The organism is Exiguobacterium sp. s11 (genome assembly GCF_018619015.1).
GTDB lineage: Bacteria > Bacillota > Bacilli > Exiguobacteriales > Exiguobacteriaceae > Exiguobacterium_A > Exiguobacterium_A indicum.
Genome location: NZ_JACSNF010000001.1, coordinates 1,263,620 through 1,279,767, shown reverse-complemented (window position 1 = coordinate 1,279,767; position 16,148 = coordinate 1,263,620). Strand labels below are relative to the sequence as shown.

General features: G+C 46.1%; 13 protein-coding genes and 1 riboswitch. Of the genes, 9 read left to right on the top strand and 4 right to left on the bottom strand.

What is annotated here, in order from left to right:
- Positions 1-6 precede the first annotated feature (6 nt).
- Complete coding sequence (gene galU / locus KNQ12_RS06760; protein WP_023469433.1) at positions 7-873, top strand: UTP--glucose-1-phosphate uridylyltransferase GalU; 867 nt, start codon at positions 7-9, stop codon at positions 871-873.
- Positions 874-997: 124 nt separating this feature from the next.
- Here galU and KNQ12_RS06755 read toward each other — a convergent pair whose 3' ends face one another.
- Both KNQ12_RS06755 and KNQ12_RS06750 read right to left on the bottom strand, forming a co-directional pair.
- The gene (locus KNQ12_RS06755) at positions 998-2,023 is read right to left on the bottom strand and encodes a GGDEF domain-containing protein (protein ID WP_214747011.1); all 1,026 of its coding nucleotides are present in this window, start codon (positions 2,021-2,023) and stop codon (positions 998-1,000) included.
- Positions 2,024-2,256: 233 nt separating this feature from the next.
- The gene (locus KNQ12_RS06750; RefSeq protein ID WP_251055721.1) at positions 2,257-3,048 is read right to left on the bottom strand and encodes a glycoside hydrolase family 191 protein; all 792 of its coding nucleotides are present in this window, start codon (positions 3,046-3,048) and stop codon (positions 2,257-2,259) included.
- Between the two features lie 106 nt (positions 3,049-3,154).
- Positions 3,155-3,239: riboswitch (cyclic di-GMP riboswitch) on the bottom strand.
- A 71-nt stretch (positions 3,240-3,310) separates the two neighbouring features.
- Here KNQ12_RS06750 and KNQ12_RS06745 point away from each other — a divergent pair.
- From KNQ12_RS06745 to pelG, 5 genes are read left to right on the top strand one after another with little or no spacing between them, the layout of a single operon-like run.
- Complete coding sequence (locus KNQ12_RS06745; protein ID WP_214747005.1) at positions 3,311-4,537, top strand: GAF domain-containing protein; 1,227 nt, start codon at positions 3,311-3,313, stop codon at positions 4,535-4,537.
- Positions 4,534-5,442: a hypothetical protein gene (locus KNQ12_RS06740; protein WP_214747002.1), complete on the top strand. Its 909-nt coding sequence runs from the start codon at positions 4,534-4,536 to the stop codon at positions 5,440-5,442. The genes KNQ12_RS06745 and KNQ12_RS06740 overlap by 4 nt, the downstream gene beginning before the upstream one ends.
- Positions 5,439-7,274, top strand: coding sequence for a DUF2194 domain-containing protein (locus KNQ12_RS06735; protein WP_214746999.1), 1,836 nt, complete (start codon positions 5,439-5,441; stop codon positions 7,272-7,274). The genes KNQ12_RS06740 and KNQ12_RS06735 overlap by 4 nt, the downstream gene beginning before the upstream one ends.
- Positions 7,271-8,689, top strand: a complete 1,419-nt coding sequence (gene pelF / locus KNQ12_RS06730) for a GT4 family glycosyltransferase PelF (RefSeq protein WP_214746996.1) — start codon at positions 7,271-7,273, stop codon at positions 8,687-8,689. The genes KNQ12_RS06735 and pelF overlap by 4 nt, the downstream gene beginning before the upstream one ends.
- On the top strand, positions 8,670-10,130 hold the full coding sequence (gene pelG / locus KNQ12_RS06725) for an exopolysaccharide Pel transporter PelG (protein WP_055969159.1): 1,461 nt from the start codon (positions 8,670-8,672) through the stop codon (positions 10,128-10,130). The genes pelF and pelG overlap by 20 nt, the downstream gene beginning before the upstream one ends.
- Positions 10,131-10,258: 128 nt before the next feature.
- On the opposite strand, the gene galE is transcribed toward pelG, so the two are convergent.
- Positions 10,259-11,266 carry a UDP-glucose 4-epimerase GalE gene (gene galE / locus KNQ12_RS06720; protein ID WP_035396028.1) on the bottom strand — a complete coding sequence of 336 codons (1,008 nt, stop codon included), beginning with the start codon at positions 11,264-11,266 and terminating at the stop codon, positions 10,259-10,261.
- A 73-nt stretch (positions 11,267-11,339) separates the two neighbouring features.
- Complete coding sequence (locus tag KNQ12_RS06715; protein ID WP_214746993.1) at positions 11,340-12,320, bottom strand: hypothetical protein; 981 nt, start codon at positions 12,318-12,320, stop codon at positions 11,340-11,342.
- 104 nt (positions 12,321-12,424) lie between these two features.
- On the opposite strand from KNQ12_RS06715, the gene KNQ12_RS06710 reads away from it, so the two are divergent.
- The 3 genes from KNQ12_RS06710 (at position 12,425) to KNQ12_RS06700 (ending at position 16,142) form a co-directional block, all read left to right on the top strand.
- A complete protein-coding gene (locus tag KNQ12_RS06710; protein WP_214746990.1) occupies positions 12,425-13,126 on the top strand; it encodes a tyrosine-protein phosphatase in 702 nt (233 codons plus the stop codon).
- Positions 13,127-13,597: 471 nt separating this feature from the next.
- Positions 13,598-14,617 (top strand): Delta(5) desaturase DesA, encoded by a 1,020-nt coding sequence (gene desA / locus KNQ12_RS06705; RefSeq protein ID WP_214746987.1) that lies wholly within the window; start codon positions 13,598-13,600, stop codon positions 14,615-14,617.
- Positions 14,618-14,783: 166 nt separating this feature from the next.
- A complete protein-coding gene (locus KNQ12_RS06700) occupies positions 14,784-16,142 on the top strand; it encodes an ankyrin repeat domain-containing protein (protein WP_214746985.1) in 1,359 nt (452 codons plus the stop codon).
- Positions 16,143-16,148 lie beyond the last annotated feature (6 nt).

Here is a 16,148-nt window from a genome sequence, read left to right as displayed (position 1 = left end):
AATGTCATGAAAAAACCAATCAAAAAAGCCATTATTCCAGCTGCGGGGCTCGGCACACGTTTTTTACCGGCAACAAAAGCCATGCCAAAAGAGATGTTACCGATTCTCGATAAACCGACGATCCAATACATCGTTGAAGAAGCCGCTGCCGCAGGAATCGAAGATATCATCATCGTGACCGGGAAACACAAGCGTGCGATCGAGGATCATTTTGATCATCAATATGAACTAGAAGCCGCACTTCAGGCGTCGGGAAAAACGGAGTTACTTGAAAAGGTATGTGCTTCGACGAATCTGGCGAATATCTTTTATGTTCGTCAAAAAGAACAGAAAGGACTCGGTCATGCGATTTGGACGGCTCGTCAATTCATCGGCGACGAACCATTCGCCGTCTTGCTCGGTGATGATATCGTCGAATCGGAGACGCCGGCGATCCGGCAGTTGATGGACGCCTACGAAGAGACCGGTCAGTCCGTCATCGGTGTCCAAGAAGTCGAACCGAAAGAAACACACCGCTACGGAATCATCGATCCGCTCGATAAAGAGGGACGACTTTATCCGGTCCGCCGATTCGTCGAGAAACCGGAGTCCGGGACGGCGCCTTCGAATCTTGCCATCATGGGTCGATACGTCTTGACGGCGGATATCTTTGATTACTTGGAAAACCAGTCGGAAGGCGCTGGGGGCGAGATTCAATTGACCGATGCGATCGAACGGTTGAATGCGGACCAAGCGGTCTATGCGTTTGATTTCGAGGGGAACCGTCATGATGTCGGTGAGAAACTCGGTTTCGTCAAGACGACGATTGAATATGCGATGAAGGATCCTGAAATGCATGAAGAATTAAAAGCGTTCCTGAAACGATTCCAGTGAAGCAGACGTGTACGCCCGAGGGGGTGTACACGTTTTTTGATTAATTATAAACAGCAAAAACTCCACCTTATACGTCGGACGATGTGTCCTCTGTAAGGTGGAGTTCGCGTAAGCGTCGAACTCTTTATAGTAGATGACTTGCAATCCGAACGATGTTTCGTCCCGATCGTTTTGCTTGATAGAGTGCTTGATCCGATAGTTCCATCGAGTGCTGGACAGGGATGCCGCGTTTTCCGGAAGAGAGTCCGATTGATGTCGTGACGTGAATCGAAGAGCCGTCTAGCAAACGGAACGTATGCCGTTCGACTTCCTGACGGATCCGTTCAGCGATGGTAGTCGCTTGTTCTGCCGTCAAATCGGTCAGGAGCACGATGAATTCTTCGCCACCCATCCGGGCGACTAAATCTTCTGGGCGTGTATTGCGCTCTAAAATTTTTGCGAACTGTTCCAACACGGCATCACCATTAGAGTGACCATATTGGTCGTTCACTTGTTTGAACTGATCCAAATCAAGGATGATCAAGTGATAGGTCGAAGATTGACCGGCGAGTGTCTTGGCACGTAATTCCCATGCCCGCCGATTAGCAAGCCCCGTCAACGCATCATACTCCGCTAAATGTTGATAGACCTCGAGCTGTTTTCGGTGGCGTTGCTGCAGCGGCAACAGATAGAGGAATATCCCGTACATCAATAACGTGAGACTTACATGAAAGACGATCGTGGAAAGCGTTCGATCCGGTAGGAAGAACAAAATGGTACTTCCGATTAGAAGATGCAGCATACCTAAGCGTAGAGCGAGATATGTCTTTTTTTGTAGGAGTGAGGAGAGAATCACGATGCCCACTACTGAAAGGAGCGCTTGCTCGATATCTGCCTTCATTCCTGTATTCATTAAAGTGATGAGCGCTATACTGAAGAACGCTCTTTTTTCTCGATGATAAGCCAGTATAACAAAAGGAATGACTTGCCAGATCAATGCATATGATAAAAATAAGACGTCGATGACCAACAAGTAACTGCCAAACCAGAGAATCAGGATGACAGTGCCTGCGATTTCACTATTTCTATTACGAATCAGTTGGTATGTGGCTAAAAGGAGATACGTCAGGGCGAATATCATGGACCCTTGAATCATCCAGTTTTGAATCATATATAAGACATCCAATCTATACAAATAGTTTTCTAAAATATATAATTAAAAACAAGTAGTGTCAAATACTGTATATCAGTATTTGACATAATAGATTTCTATCGAGACAAAAAGGACCATTTTCCTCAGATTTTAGAGGGAAATGGTCCTTCATCTTCGAAGTAAAGCATATGCCAGATACTTGACAAGTGATGGGATTCACTGTCATTTTATAAGGTGGTATATGAAAGGGTTTAGAATTTATTGTAATTCAAATCGACGTTTGATTTCATGTGAAGGAATCCATTTTTTTGAGCGAGTGTCGCACTTTTTGTTCCTTGTACAGAAGAAATCGTCAATGTTTTGATGTCTTGAGATTGACTCAATTTTTGGAGGTCTGTCATCCGATCCTTTGACCACTGATCGTTGGCGACCGTTGAATAATTGAAGTTCTCCCACATGATGCCGTCGACATAAGGATACGTATGATATTTCAACGTTCCGAATCCCCAGTTTTGGATCAATGATAGAGATGCATGTTTTGTTTTTAGTGATTTTAAGAAGTTTGTCATTCCTACCCGTTGTTGTTCAAGAACGGCAGGCTGGTCGGCATGTTCGTTATCGATGTTACCGACTGTATCGAGGAAAACGCCATCTAGTCCTTTTTGGACGATTTGTTTCTCGACTTCTTTCATTAAAACAGCTCGGTAGTGCTTCGATGTAATATCCGTTAAGTACGAATCCCATTCAGCGTAATGAATACGCTGACCATCGCGATGGAAAAAGTCTGACTCGACGAGTTGTCCCATCAAATCCGTATTCCAGTTGTCTGCTTCCATCGTGTTGATGTAGCCGTATACTTTTGTACCGTTTTGTTGGATCTGTTTAATTTGTGCAGCGGAATAAAAGACGGGTTCGATGATCATGACATCGTATTGTTGCATCTTTTTGATTTTCGCTGCTGACGGTGCGTCGTAGTAAACTTTGTACGACTTCGCATTGTCCAATGGATTGGATTTTTCTGCTTTTGCGTCTAGTGACGACATGAAGAACACTCCTAATAAAAGAATGCACAAAATAGACGTCATGCGCTTGAGTGAGATAATACCCATGTTGATAGCCTCCTGATTAATTATCAGAGAGCGGCCGCGGCATTGCAGACTGGCGATCGGTATCCGTAGATCGACGACCCATGTCTTTGCGCCCTTACTTTTCAGTAAGTTTGCCCTTCTCGATATGAAATTGTAGTGTTCCAACGATACATTTCTTCCATCTTCATACCGATAAAAAACAAAAGGAGTGAATAAAATGATATATACTCAGCACCGGCAAGGCATCAAGTGGATTGAGATGATCGTTAGTATTCTTATTATCGGCACTTTAGACTATATGTTTAACCTTTCGATCTTAAAATGGACGATTGATCCGCTTATTTTTTATATTTTACTTTTTTCTCTCCGTTATGGACTCCTCGGAGCATTCGCGAGTTTTCTGTTTACGATGATTTATCACCTGAGTTCTCTCGCCTGGGCGGGAGAAGACGTCTTACTCTTCGTTTATGATCGTGGCGAATTGTCATGGATCATTTTGCACTTCTTAGTCGCGATTTCATGCGGCATGTTCAGTACTTCTTTCCAAGAACGTTATCTATCCTTACGCTTACGACAAGAGGAAGTGACAGAAGAGAACGAACGGTTGCGCGATACGCTCGAAAAATTGCGCGTTGCGCAAGAGGCAATGCGTAACAAAGTGCTTGAATCCAATCACACGTTGACGAACATTTACCGGATCGGGACAGAACTTGATCAATCCGTCGCGGACATCGTACGCGATAAGCTGTTGCAAATCTTACAGGATTCCTTCGATGCGAAGGAAATCGCGATCTATCACGTTGATGCGTCACGTCGTACGCTTCGTTTGCATATTCGTTTTGGTGATAAGGAACTGTTGCCGCAAACGATGTTCATCGATCCGGAACAAGGCATCTATCAACGGATGTTCCAGAAACAGGCGATTGCCATCCGGACAATTGATGAGACAGATGTCCCGTTACTGATTGCACCAATCCGTTATGACGGACGCATCCAGGAAGTCGTCGTCATTCAATCGATCGCCTTCGAACGTTTGACGAACTATGAGATGCACGTCATGCAATTGATCGTCGATTGGACAGGGTCGCGCATCGAGAAAGCGATGCTGATGGAATGGATCGAGACGCGTCATGAATTGATTGAAGGCACGCGTATCTTCAAACGGGAGCACTTCGAGAAGAAAGTGAAATACCAAGAATATCGACGCGAGCATTATGGTCAGCCGTATAGCCTCGTACAGCTTGATATTCGCAATACACCGTTTTCTCTGATTGAACTGGAATTGATCTTGCGGCAATCGATGCGTGAAATCGACCTGATCGGTTTTGATGAAAACACGGAGCACCTCCAATTCTTATTACCCGGAACACCTCAAGAACATGCGAACCGATTCCTCGAACGAATCAAGGCTGTGTACGTTCAAAAAGGAGGGCGCGTCCAATGACGGCACTCCTGCTCATGCTTTATGTACTTCATCTTTTACTCATCGTATTGGCTTATCGTGTACTCGTCTTTCGATTGCCAGAGCAAGAGCGAGGGATCTTAACGTTCGTGTGCTTGTTCAGTGCCGTCCTACCACTTCTCGGTGAAGTACTAGGGGGACTGGCTTATCTGATTTCCCGTCGTTTTACTTCTTCCGATACGTTACTGGATTACGATGAATATGTGCAGTTCGACGTGATGAATCTCGAAGGACTTCAACAGCAAGCTGCAGACAATATGGAGATGGTTCCGATCAAGGAGGCATTGAACATGGATGCGAAACGCCGGAAGCAATCGATGATTCATTTGACGACATCGTCCTTGAAGGAGACTGGGAAGTATTTGCAATACGGACTTGATCATGATGACTCGGAAACCGTCCACTACGCAGCGACGGTCCGAAATTCCTTATTTGACCGTTATGAAGCAAATCTTCGGCTACGGGAACAACAACTCAATCCGGTAGACGTGACGACGTATCATCTGTTCATTCAGGAATGTAAAACCTTCCTCGACAGTGGTCTATTAGATGAAGGCGGTATCGGTCGACTCGATGAGCGACTTCACCTCGTGCTAGAACAAATGCGCGCTCTCTATCCGACGGATCTCGTCCGGATTGAAGCGGAAGCGGAAATGGCGATACGTCAAGGAGAAGAGGAAAAAGCGATTTCCTTCTACGAAGAGATGATTCAGATCCATCCGACGTTGCCAGACGGATATTTAGCGTTGATTCGTTATTACTTTCAACGGCAGGACTGGACTTCGATCGGTCCGGTGCTCCATAAGTTAAGAACAACAGTAGCAGAAGAGGATATTCCAGAAGAGCATCGCTTCATATTGGAACGTTTGGAAGGAGGAGACCAATGAATAAGAAACCTTATGGCTATCTCATTGGATTATTTGTCGTCTTATTCGTGACGATGGGCATCGTACAGCTGTTTCGTCTCGATTATCCACATCGACTGATTCCTTCTGAAAAAACGAAGGTCCGTTCATTCGAGACAGCAAACACGAAAACGACTGAAGCAAAAGGGGAAGCACTTCGTGTCTACCTGCTTCAAAACGATAGCGATCTATCGAAAGGTGTAATCGAAAATTTCTCGTACGCGTTGAAATATGCGAAAATCGATCACCAACGGATTCGCACATCAGACATCAAGATGCTTCAACCGAGTGACCGGACCGTACTAGTCTTATCTGGTGAACATACGAAAGAATGGCCGTACGAGACCATTCGGAAATTCGTCCAACAAGGCGGTCGCTTGTACATCGCCGGTCGCTTCATTGATCCGAAATGGGGCGACTTAGTAGGGGTAGAACGCTTTGGTGATTTTAAAGAGAATGTTAACGGGATGACATTCAAAAAAGATTTATTTCCCGGGTATATCGATTTACCGAAGACTTCTACTTTGTTTGTCCATAGTATTGCGGATGTGACGTTAAAAGATGCCGACGTCAAAATCGAGGCTGATGGGAATCCGATTTTATGGACCCATGAATACGGAAAAGGAGAGGTCTTGTTCTGGAATACTTCTTCGTTACTCGAAAAAAACTCGCGTGGTCTACTCGTCCAGTCCCTGTCATTACTGTTTCCGACATTCGTCAGTCAGCAAGTCGCTGTGAAGCTAGCGCACTTCGATGATTTCCCGGCACCCGTACCAGATGCCTCCAATCCAGCGATTCAGAAAAACTATGATTTGACCGTTAAAGATTTCTTTGCAGAAGTGTGGTGGAAAGACATGCAACGGGTCGCGAAGGAACAGGATGTCATTTATTCCGGATTCATCATCGGAAGCTATAAGAACGCCATCGATGATACGGAAGAGCAGTTGATTGAAAACATTCGTTTTCCGATGCTGAACTTCGGACGCGGATTATTGAAGATGGGTGGAGAGCTCGGTTTACATGGATATAACCACCAACCGCTCATTGTTAATGGGGAGACGATGGATTCAAGACTTGGCTATAACACATGGGACGATCGTTCTCAAATGATGAAAGGTATTGAGGAAGTAAAAGTGGCACATCAGTATTTCTTCCCGAACGAGCAATTGCGCAGCTATGTACCACCTTCGAACATCATTGGTCCGACCGGTCTATCCGTCTTAAATGAGGCGTTTCCGGATGGAATGATCATCGCGTCTCTTTATATCGGAGACCCGTCAAAAGGAAGTTACATCCAAGAGTTTGAGCCAGATCCGATTCATAAGAATCTCTATAACTTCCCCCGAATCACAAGCGGATACAATGAATCGCCTGAAGACATGTTTGTCTTAGCAGATGCCGTCGCGAACTTCGGACTTGTCTCGCACTTCATCCACCCGGATGACGTTCTCGATGAACGACGCTCAAAAGGGCAAGGGTGGCCGACGATGGAACGTTCGATTGAAAAGATGTTCAAAACGATCCATACGGATTATCCGTATCTCGAGAGCATGACGCAGTACGATGGCTACAAAAAAATGAAGTTGTATCAAGAATCGAAAATCGATGTTCGCTATTCTAAAACAGCGATTGAGATTTCAGGTAGTCAAATGCTCCTTCCTTCGAAGATGGTCGTTCGTGTCAATGAAGGAAAACTAGCGACCGGGTCCTTCGCGTACGGGCAAGTGCGAAAACTTGGAGATGCGGACGATTTATACGAAGTAGAACTCAAGAAGAACTTCGCGCGCATACCGGTACTGGAGGGATCCCAATGAAGATTGGTTTAGTGTTAGAAGGGAGTTACCCTTATGTCAGTGGTGGCGTCGCTAGTTGGGCACATATGCTGATTCAACAAATGACAGAGCATGAGTTCGAGCTGATCACGATCACACCTACACGCATGACGGAAGCAGAGTTCCGTTACACGCTTCCCGCGAACGTCGTTGGTGTGACGAACCTTCCACTCGATCAAACCCATGAGACGCGTCCGCTAAAACAGATATTGACGCCGGAGCAGGAAGAGGATATCAAACGATGGATGCGATTCCAAGCGACGAACACGTCGATTTTCCCACTCTTCGGTCAGGCGATCGGAACATCGACGCAATTTTTCTCAAGTCGTCTCTTTTTTGATCTCGTCAAGACGAGTTACCGGGAAGAACGACAAGCTGGCTCCTTCATCGATTATTTATGGATGTGGCGTAGCATGTATGCGCCTGTTCTGGAACTGCTCCAAGCCGACTTACCGACCGTCGATTTGATCCATTCCGCGTCGACGGGATATGCGGGACTCGTCGCAGCGGCGATCAAACAACGCCAACACGTTCCGTTCGTCCTAACGGAACACGGGATCTACTCCCGTGAACGAGAAGAGGAGCTCGTCCAAGCGATGTGGATTCCACAAGAATACCGCATGCACTGGGTGCAGTTCTTCCATCACTTATCACGCGAAGCCTACGCTGGGGCGGACAATATCATCACGCTCTTTGACCGAAACGGTGAATTGCAGCGTGAACTCGGAGCACCTGCCGAAAAAATTCGCGTCATCCCGAATGGAATTGATGCGACAGGACTTGCTGCGTTAGGACATACTCCAAAGCAAGATGTACTCCGGATTGGCGCAATCGTCCGCATTGTTCCAATCAAGGACATCAAGACGATGATCCATGCCGCGAAGGTTTTACAGGAAATGCACGTTCCATTTGAAATGACGATCATGGGTCCGCTTGAAGAGGATCCGGAATACGCCCGTGAATGCCAAGAACAAATCGATCTCTTTGAACTATCAGAGAGTGTGAAACTCGTCGGAAAGGTCGATATCCGGAGCTATCTGCCATCATTTGATGTCTGCTTGTTGACGAGTATTTCCGAAGGTCAACCACTGGCTGTCCTAGAAGGCATGGCTGCAGGGATACCGTGGGTCGTCACTGATGTCGGTGCGTGTTCCGAGCTGATCAACGGACGTGAGGATGATCCTTACGGTCCGGCTGGATTCGTCGTGCCACCGGTCAATCCTCGCCGGATCGCAGAACGGTGTGCCTGGTTCCAGTCACATCCGGAAGAGGCGATTCGCTTTGGACGAAATGGGAAAGAACGCGCGCTTGCGTATTATCAGACGCACCGCTTCATCTCGGAGTATCAAACATTGTATCAAGAGAGGGGGGTGACGTATGGCGGGCATCGGGTTTAAGCTTCAAAAATTGTTTCAAGAGGACTATTTCTCATCTCGGTTAAAGGCATATGCTTTCGCTGGACTCGTCACGTCCGGTCCATGGCTCATCGTCATCTTGACGATCGCTGTGACCCAGTGGCTGACGACGTTCCTGTCGATTGCTTCTTTTGAAGAACGGACGACCTTCAATCTGGTCGTCTCATACAGCTTCATTTTTTCACAAGTGTTGCTCGGTATTCAGCAACTCGTCGTCACGCGCTATTTGGCAGACTGTTTCTACGAGAAACGATATGAAGATCTGTTTCCTGCATTTCTAGGTATGACGAAGATGACGATGGCGTTAGGCAGTATCGCCTTTCTCATCTTCCTCAGCTTCTCAAAACTTCCGTTCTTGTTGAACGGGCTGATCTTCATATTGTTCATGACGATCAATTTGATCTGGGTGCATTTCCTATTCTTAAGTGCCGCGAAGTTCTATCAGGCTGTCGCATACAGCTTTTTGATTGGCGGTATCGTAGCTGTCGGATCGGTCTTACTGATTGATCGGTATCTGATGGAGTATGTAACGGGTATCGTGACACCAAGTCTTGCCTTAACGGCAGGTTTCACATTCGGCATGGTCATCACGTTATTCGGTCTATTCACCTCGATGTTGTTGACGTTCCCGCAACGCGGGACGAAAAATCAGTTTACCTACTTGAGTTATTTTGATCGTTACCCGGCGCTCTTTTGGACGAGTTTTCTCTACAATATCGGGGTGTGGGTCGGGAACTGGGTCATCTGGTTCTCTGACGGCGGTGCTGTTCATCTCGGGACATTCCGTTATCATCCGTTATACGATACGGCGATCTTCTTATCCTATTTGACGGTCATCCCGACGATGACGATCTTCGTCGTTTCCGTCGAGACGCGTTTCTATGAACGGTATCGCATCTTCTATGGATACGCGAACGAGGGCGGAACGCTGGATCAAGTTGAAAAAGCGCGGGACGCGATGTTACTCGTCTTACGACAGGAATTACAACGACTGTTTCGAAATCAAGGATTGTTTACGCTGTTCACCTTATTGTTCGCCTCGACATTGCTCGGTTACCTCGCATTACCTGAAGCAACGATCAGCATTTTCCAAATGACGACGATCGGTGCGTTCTCGAATGCGATGGTTCTCGTCTTGACCCTCTTGTTACTGTATTTTGAAGATCAAAAAGGAGCGGCATGGATTTCATGCGTGTTCTTCTTATCTAATGGGATTTTAGCTTTGTTGATCGCGCCGTTCGGTTTTTCCGGATACGGTCTCAGCTTCGCGATCGGATCAACTTTGACGTTTGCGTTTGCGCTCATGCGACTCATCCATTATGTCTCGGATATTGATTACCATACGTTTTGTCGGATGGTGTTACCGCCACGCTCGATGCGTTTTACACGATGGAGTGAACGATTGAATCGTTCCTGGATGTGAAGCGGTTAAAGGTTCTTTTGAGGAGATCAATAGTATGTAGGTTAATTTGAAAAGGCGATCCATTTCCGAATTCGTATCGGAAGTGGATCGCCCTTTTTAATTGCAGGTAAAATGATTTATCCTACCTATTATTTTTGATACCCGTCTGGATTCTTAGATTGCCAGCGCCAAGCATCCTTACACATATCATACAAGTCTTTCTCCGCCTTCCATCCGAGGAGGCGTTCTGCTTTTGAAGCATCCGCATAACACGATCCGACATCACCCGGACGTCGTGCCGTGATCTTTCGATCGATTTGCAGAGACGTCGCATCTTCGAACGTCGCGACGAGTTCAAGCACACTTGTCCCTTGTCCCGTTCCTAGATTGAATGCCTCGATCCCGGAATGATCATGGTAGAGTGCCTTGATATGTCCTTTCGCTAAGTCGACGACATGGATATAATCGCGGACACCCGTACCATCATCCGTATCGTAATCATTTCCGAAAATTTGAAGCGTATCGAGTTTTCCAGCAGCAACTTGTGTCACATATGGCATCAAGTTGTTCGGAATACCGTTTGGATCCTCACCGATCAGACCGCTCATATCGGCACCAATCGGGTTGAAGTAGCGGAGTAATGTGATATCCCACGTCGGATCAGCGAACGCGATGTCTTCAAGCATCTGCTCGATCATCAGTTTCGTCGCACCATAAGGATTCGTCGCGGAGCGCGGAGCAGATTCGGTGATTGGTGTCGTCTCCGGCACACCGTAGACGGTCGCAGATGAACTAAAGACAAGTTTTTTGACATCATGTCGGTCCATCACTTCGAGTAGGACGAGCGAACTGATCAGGTTGTTTTGATAGTAGAACAACGGGCGTGATACCGATTCACCAACCGCTTTTAAACCGGCAAAATGAATGACAGCATCAATCGAATGGTTTTGGAAGATCCGTTCGAGTGCCGATTCATCCCGCACGTCCGACTCATAGAATGTGACCGTCCGGTCCGCGATGTGTTCGACACGTTCAAGGGCACTCCGATGACTGTTACTTAAATTGTCGACGACGATGACTTCATGACCCTCTCGTAGCAGTTCGAGACAGGTATGGCTGCCGATATAGCCAGCGCCTCCTGTTACTAAAATGTTCATAGGATACCCTCCGTTAAATTCCATTATTTATCTAATAATAGCATAAAAAGAGCGGTTTTTTCTTGATTTTGCTTTACATCCGTTTTGTTAGACGAATCAGCTGAATACGCGACTCGGACTCGATGATCTGTAATTGATAATGGGTACTTATGCGCAGTCGTCCCGCTGTATTCGTTCGCTGGAACGTCCCAAGACGCGCTAACTCTTTTTGGGAAAGGCGTGGGCTCTTCCAATCGATGGCGTATGCGCGATCATCGATGAGGTGTATGGTGAATGACTCATACGTCCATGTTTCATCTACAGCCGTTTTGATTTTCTGTTTCGGTGATCCGAGACCGACCCATGTCGTAGCGGGATCATCCAATAGATCGGTCGCTCGTGTTTGTTTCGGAAGCGTCATATATGCGTCCGTCCATTTCAACAACGCCTGATCCGTCATCATGGAACCAATCGTTTTTTCGGATAGGTCGCTCGCTTTCATATATGCCTGCGTCCGGTCAGGGAGCTGGATACGCGCACGATCCTTGACGATATCGAGGACAGGGAATGCATCACCAAAGTCGGCGGATTGAAGAATGGTCGAGGAATCAGGATGACGATAAATCGGACTCGATTTCGTGGAGACGAAATGATAGATTACGTCTTTCTTCGCCCATGTCTGATATCCCCATGTAGCAAGCGCACCAATACAGAAGCAAGCGAGCGCGAGGAGGACGAGTCGCCAGGACAAGACTCGCTTTTTCGGTACTGCATTGGGCGTCGTCTGTTCGAGCGGCATCTCGTCTCCTTCATCTAGTAAAGGAACAGATGTAAGGAAACCATAAAAGTCGGCGATGCTCTCGTGTGGATGACCGTCCAAAAATCGTTGCCACTCTTCTGGACGAACCGTATCTTGCTGAAACGGTCGCGAGGGTGCTATCCCTGTCAGATGAAGGCAGGTCGCCTGAAGCGAAGAAGAGGAAGACAAGGACAGCAGGATTCGTTCATGGAGACGCTTGATATCAACTTCCATGTGAGAGGTATAGAATTGTAAAGCGGATAAGGCGCGATGCATAAGGCATCCTCCTTCCTTCTAACGTCAGGATATGTATGAATTTTCCGTTTCCTTTTATGATATCATTTTTTATGGGACGACGAATGAGAAAAGGGGGAACGTTGATGATCGATATTCATAATCATCTTTTGCCGTTGATCGATGAGGGAGCGACTCATGTCGAAGAAACGATCCGCATGGCACGGCGTGCTGCTGCGGAAGAGGTGCGCCGAATCATCGCAACACCATATGCGACGCATGCGACAGCAGAAGAAGTCCAATTGATCGTAGCAGAGCTGAATGTTTTACTGGCCCAGCGACAGATTCCTGTCCTTGTCTATCCGGGACAACAGACGCGTTTGACACTCGGATTGCGTGATGCGGTCAACCAAGGGCACGTCTTGACGTTAGCGGATACCGCCTATCTGTTAATCGATTGCCCCGACGATCCACTACCGGTCTATACGGAAGAAATCATGACGGGATTAATCGAAGACGGGTATTTGCCAATCCTTGCGCAACCGGAAGATAACGCAGAACTTCTCGAGCATCCTGAACGTCTAGTCCAGCTAATTGAAAAGGGCGTGCGTTGTCAACTGGCGACACACAGTATTCTCGGTCATCACGGAGAAGAGAAGAAACTATTTTGTCAGCGTGCCGTTCAAAAAGGATGGGTACACTTCATCGCATCCAACGCTAAAAAAGCAACAGACCATCTTCATCTTATGCCGGCGTATCAACAGATTGAACAGTGGTCTGGAGCGAATGTCGTCGATCGATTAAAATGGAACGCTGAACAAATCTTGGTGTCACCGCCAATTGTCTAATACATGACAGTGAGGCTGACTCAACAGTCATTCTCTACAAAGGTCAGGGTGGCAGAGTGATGAGCTGTCACCTTTACCTCATAACAAAAAGAGTGACGCGTCATACGCCACTCCTACAGGAAAATGCGTATGTTTGCGCTATCAGGGACAAACAAGCCCCAATTTCATGCCTGAATAAGGCAGGAAAACTGACTTGAGTCTCGCCTGAGGAAAGGGCGTGAAAAGACGTGTCATTCTTTTTTGTCAGCCTTATTTTTAAAAAAACTTTTCTAATAAATCAAAATCCTGAAAAATATATGATATGATATCATTACTTGGTACTAAAAATATTCAAGCGATTAATCAATATGGGCATGATTACGTTCGAATCTCCGAGGACATCGTCACGTACGCCGCTCAATTCTTTCATTTTTTAGGCATCATCATCATTAGCGTCGTGAACGCTGGAACAATCCGAGGAGGAAGTAATACATGAGTAAAGAAAAAATCGCACAGCTGCGCAAACATGTCTCGCCTTTTGAGAAGGCAGACATCAAGGCCAGCATCCGACAGATGATCAATACGATCCTGCCGTTTCTCATCATTTGGTTTTTGGCGTATCAAGCACTTCACGTGTCAGCCTGGCTCGCAGTACCGCTTGCGATGATCGCTGCGGGATTCGTCGTGCGGATGTTCATCATCTTCCACGATTGTACACATGGTTCGTTTTTCAAAAACAAAAAAGCGAATGCAATCGTAGGAACCATTACAGGTGTGCTAACGCTATTTCCATACGAAAAGTGGAAACGAGAACATGCGATTCATCACGCTTCAAGCGGTAACTTGGACAAGCGGGGCGTCGGTGATATTTGGGTAATGACAATCGAAGAATACATTGCGTCATCGAAATGGACGCGATTGAAATATCGACTCTATCGGAACCCGCTCGTCATGTTCGGGCTAGGTCCGTTGCTGTTGATTTTGGTGACAAGTCGTTTCAACCGGAAAGACGCACGGAAGAAAGAGCGTCTTAACACATATCTGATTAACGTATCACTGATCGTTTTGTACGGTCTCTTAATTTACTGGATTGGCTGGCAAGCATTCTTGATCATCCAAGGGACAACGATGTTCACAGCAGGCGTACTTGGTATCTGGTTATTTTATGTCCAGCATACATTCGAGGATTCCTACTTTGAAGATGAAAACGAATGGGATTACGTCAAGGCTGCGATCGAAGGTAGTTCATATTACGAACTCCCTAAAGTATTACAGTGGGTGACAGGAAACATCGGTTTCCACCATGTCCATCACTTGAGTCCGCGTGTACCGAACTATCATCTAGAGAAAGCACACGTCTCGACACCACCGCTTCAAAAGGCGACGACGATCGGTTTGTTCTCTAGCTTAAAATCCTTACGTTATAAACTGTACGATGCAAAAAATAAGACGTTCGTCACGTTCCAGGACATCAAGCATCTCCTGCGTGAACCAAAACCGTCATCACTTTAAGTCTGTAGCACTTTATCTTTTTTGAGATAAGGTGCTTTTTGCTTTGAAATCACAAGAAGTTGACCGATAAAGAGTAAGGAATGGAAAAATATAGGCACGACAAAATTGAAAATGTTACTCTAAACTAAAGAATAAAGAGAAGAGACACATAGAAAGAAGGACTGGCATGAAAGGAAAAATATACTTCTGGCTTTTGTTTTTAAATGCGATTGCGACAGTAGGGGCACTGGTCTACCTGTCTTTTGAACTGGGCGCTTTGGGCCTTGTCTTAATGGGGCTAACGATTGTCTGGCTCGCCTGGAAAATATTGCGACTCTTTTCCTCGGTGATCCGATTGCAACAAGAAGGCATTGAGGTAACCGAATATCGTTTTCCGGAACTATATCATGATATCGCGTCGTTATCGGAACGTTTGAATTTAAAGACACCACGCATCTATATCGTCGGAGACGACGTATCGCCGATTAGAGGCGTGAGTCTGTTTCGAACGAACGTGTTTTTTTTACCAGAGAAAGCCATGCGGGAGCGAAATGAGTTCGAACGAGTTCGGGAGTTGCTTCGTCTGAAGCATAATGACGAGGAAAAACGTTTCGCATTACTATTAGGCAGTTGGATTCCATTTTTAAGACCGGCTTATTTACGAACTATATCCTTATACCGGGATCGTCAAGCCATGCATCTTGTAGACGATCCAGATAGTGTCATGCAGAGTATTCTAAAAGAAAACGGACGGCACCAATTGATCAATGAAATCGATGTAACAGCATATTTAGCTGAAAAGAGGCAGATTACGCTAGCTGAAGTCGTTAGCGAAATGGTCTACACGACACCGACGACAGACAGACGATTGATTGAATTAGGCTGGATGTCACGCGAGACTCCTACTGGGCAGCATGCTGTTCGATTCTTGTTGGTAGCATCGAGTATAGTAGCATTCGTTTTGATTGGCTGGAGTGTCCAGAACGTTTCGTTTTCAAATGAAACCGCAAAAGCTGTCGTCACCTCATCGGATGAATCAAAGGCGAATGGATTGCAGGAAACGAAGTTGATGGCTGCCATTCAAAAAGGTACGTTGGAAGAAGTTCAGAAGGAGTTACCGGACGGAGATATGAAAGCCGTGGATGCAGATGGTGATACAGCACTTCACTATTTAGGGTATCGCAAGTCAAGTGAAGGACTGAAGGAAATCTTTGATACGTTACTTAAGCAGGGAAGTGATGTGGACGCAATCAATGACTTCGGAGAACGTCCGTTCATCACAGCAGTATATAGTAACAATAATGAATTAGTAGAACTGTATTTAAAGAACGGTGAAAACATCAATCAGCTTGATGATCAAAAGTACACACCTTTACATCATGCGGTGGAAGGGGAAGGCGTTCAAACCGTGAAAGTATTGCTAGAACAAGGGGCAGACGTCTCGATTAAGAATAAGGATGGTTTGACGCCTTTGATGTTGGCACAGCAATATGAATTAGACGACATCATTCGATTGTTAAAGCAACATACGTCTCAAACGTTATAAGAAAAA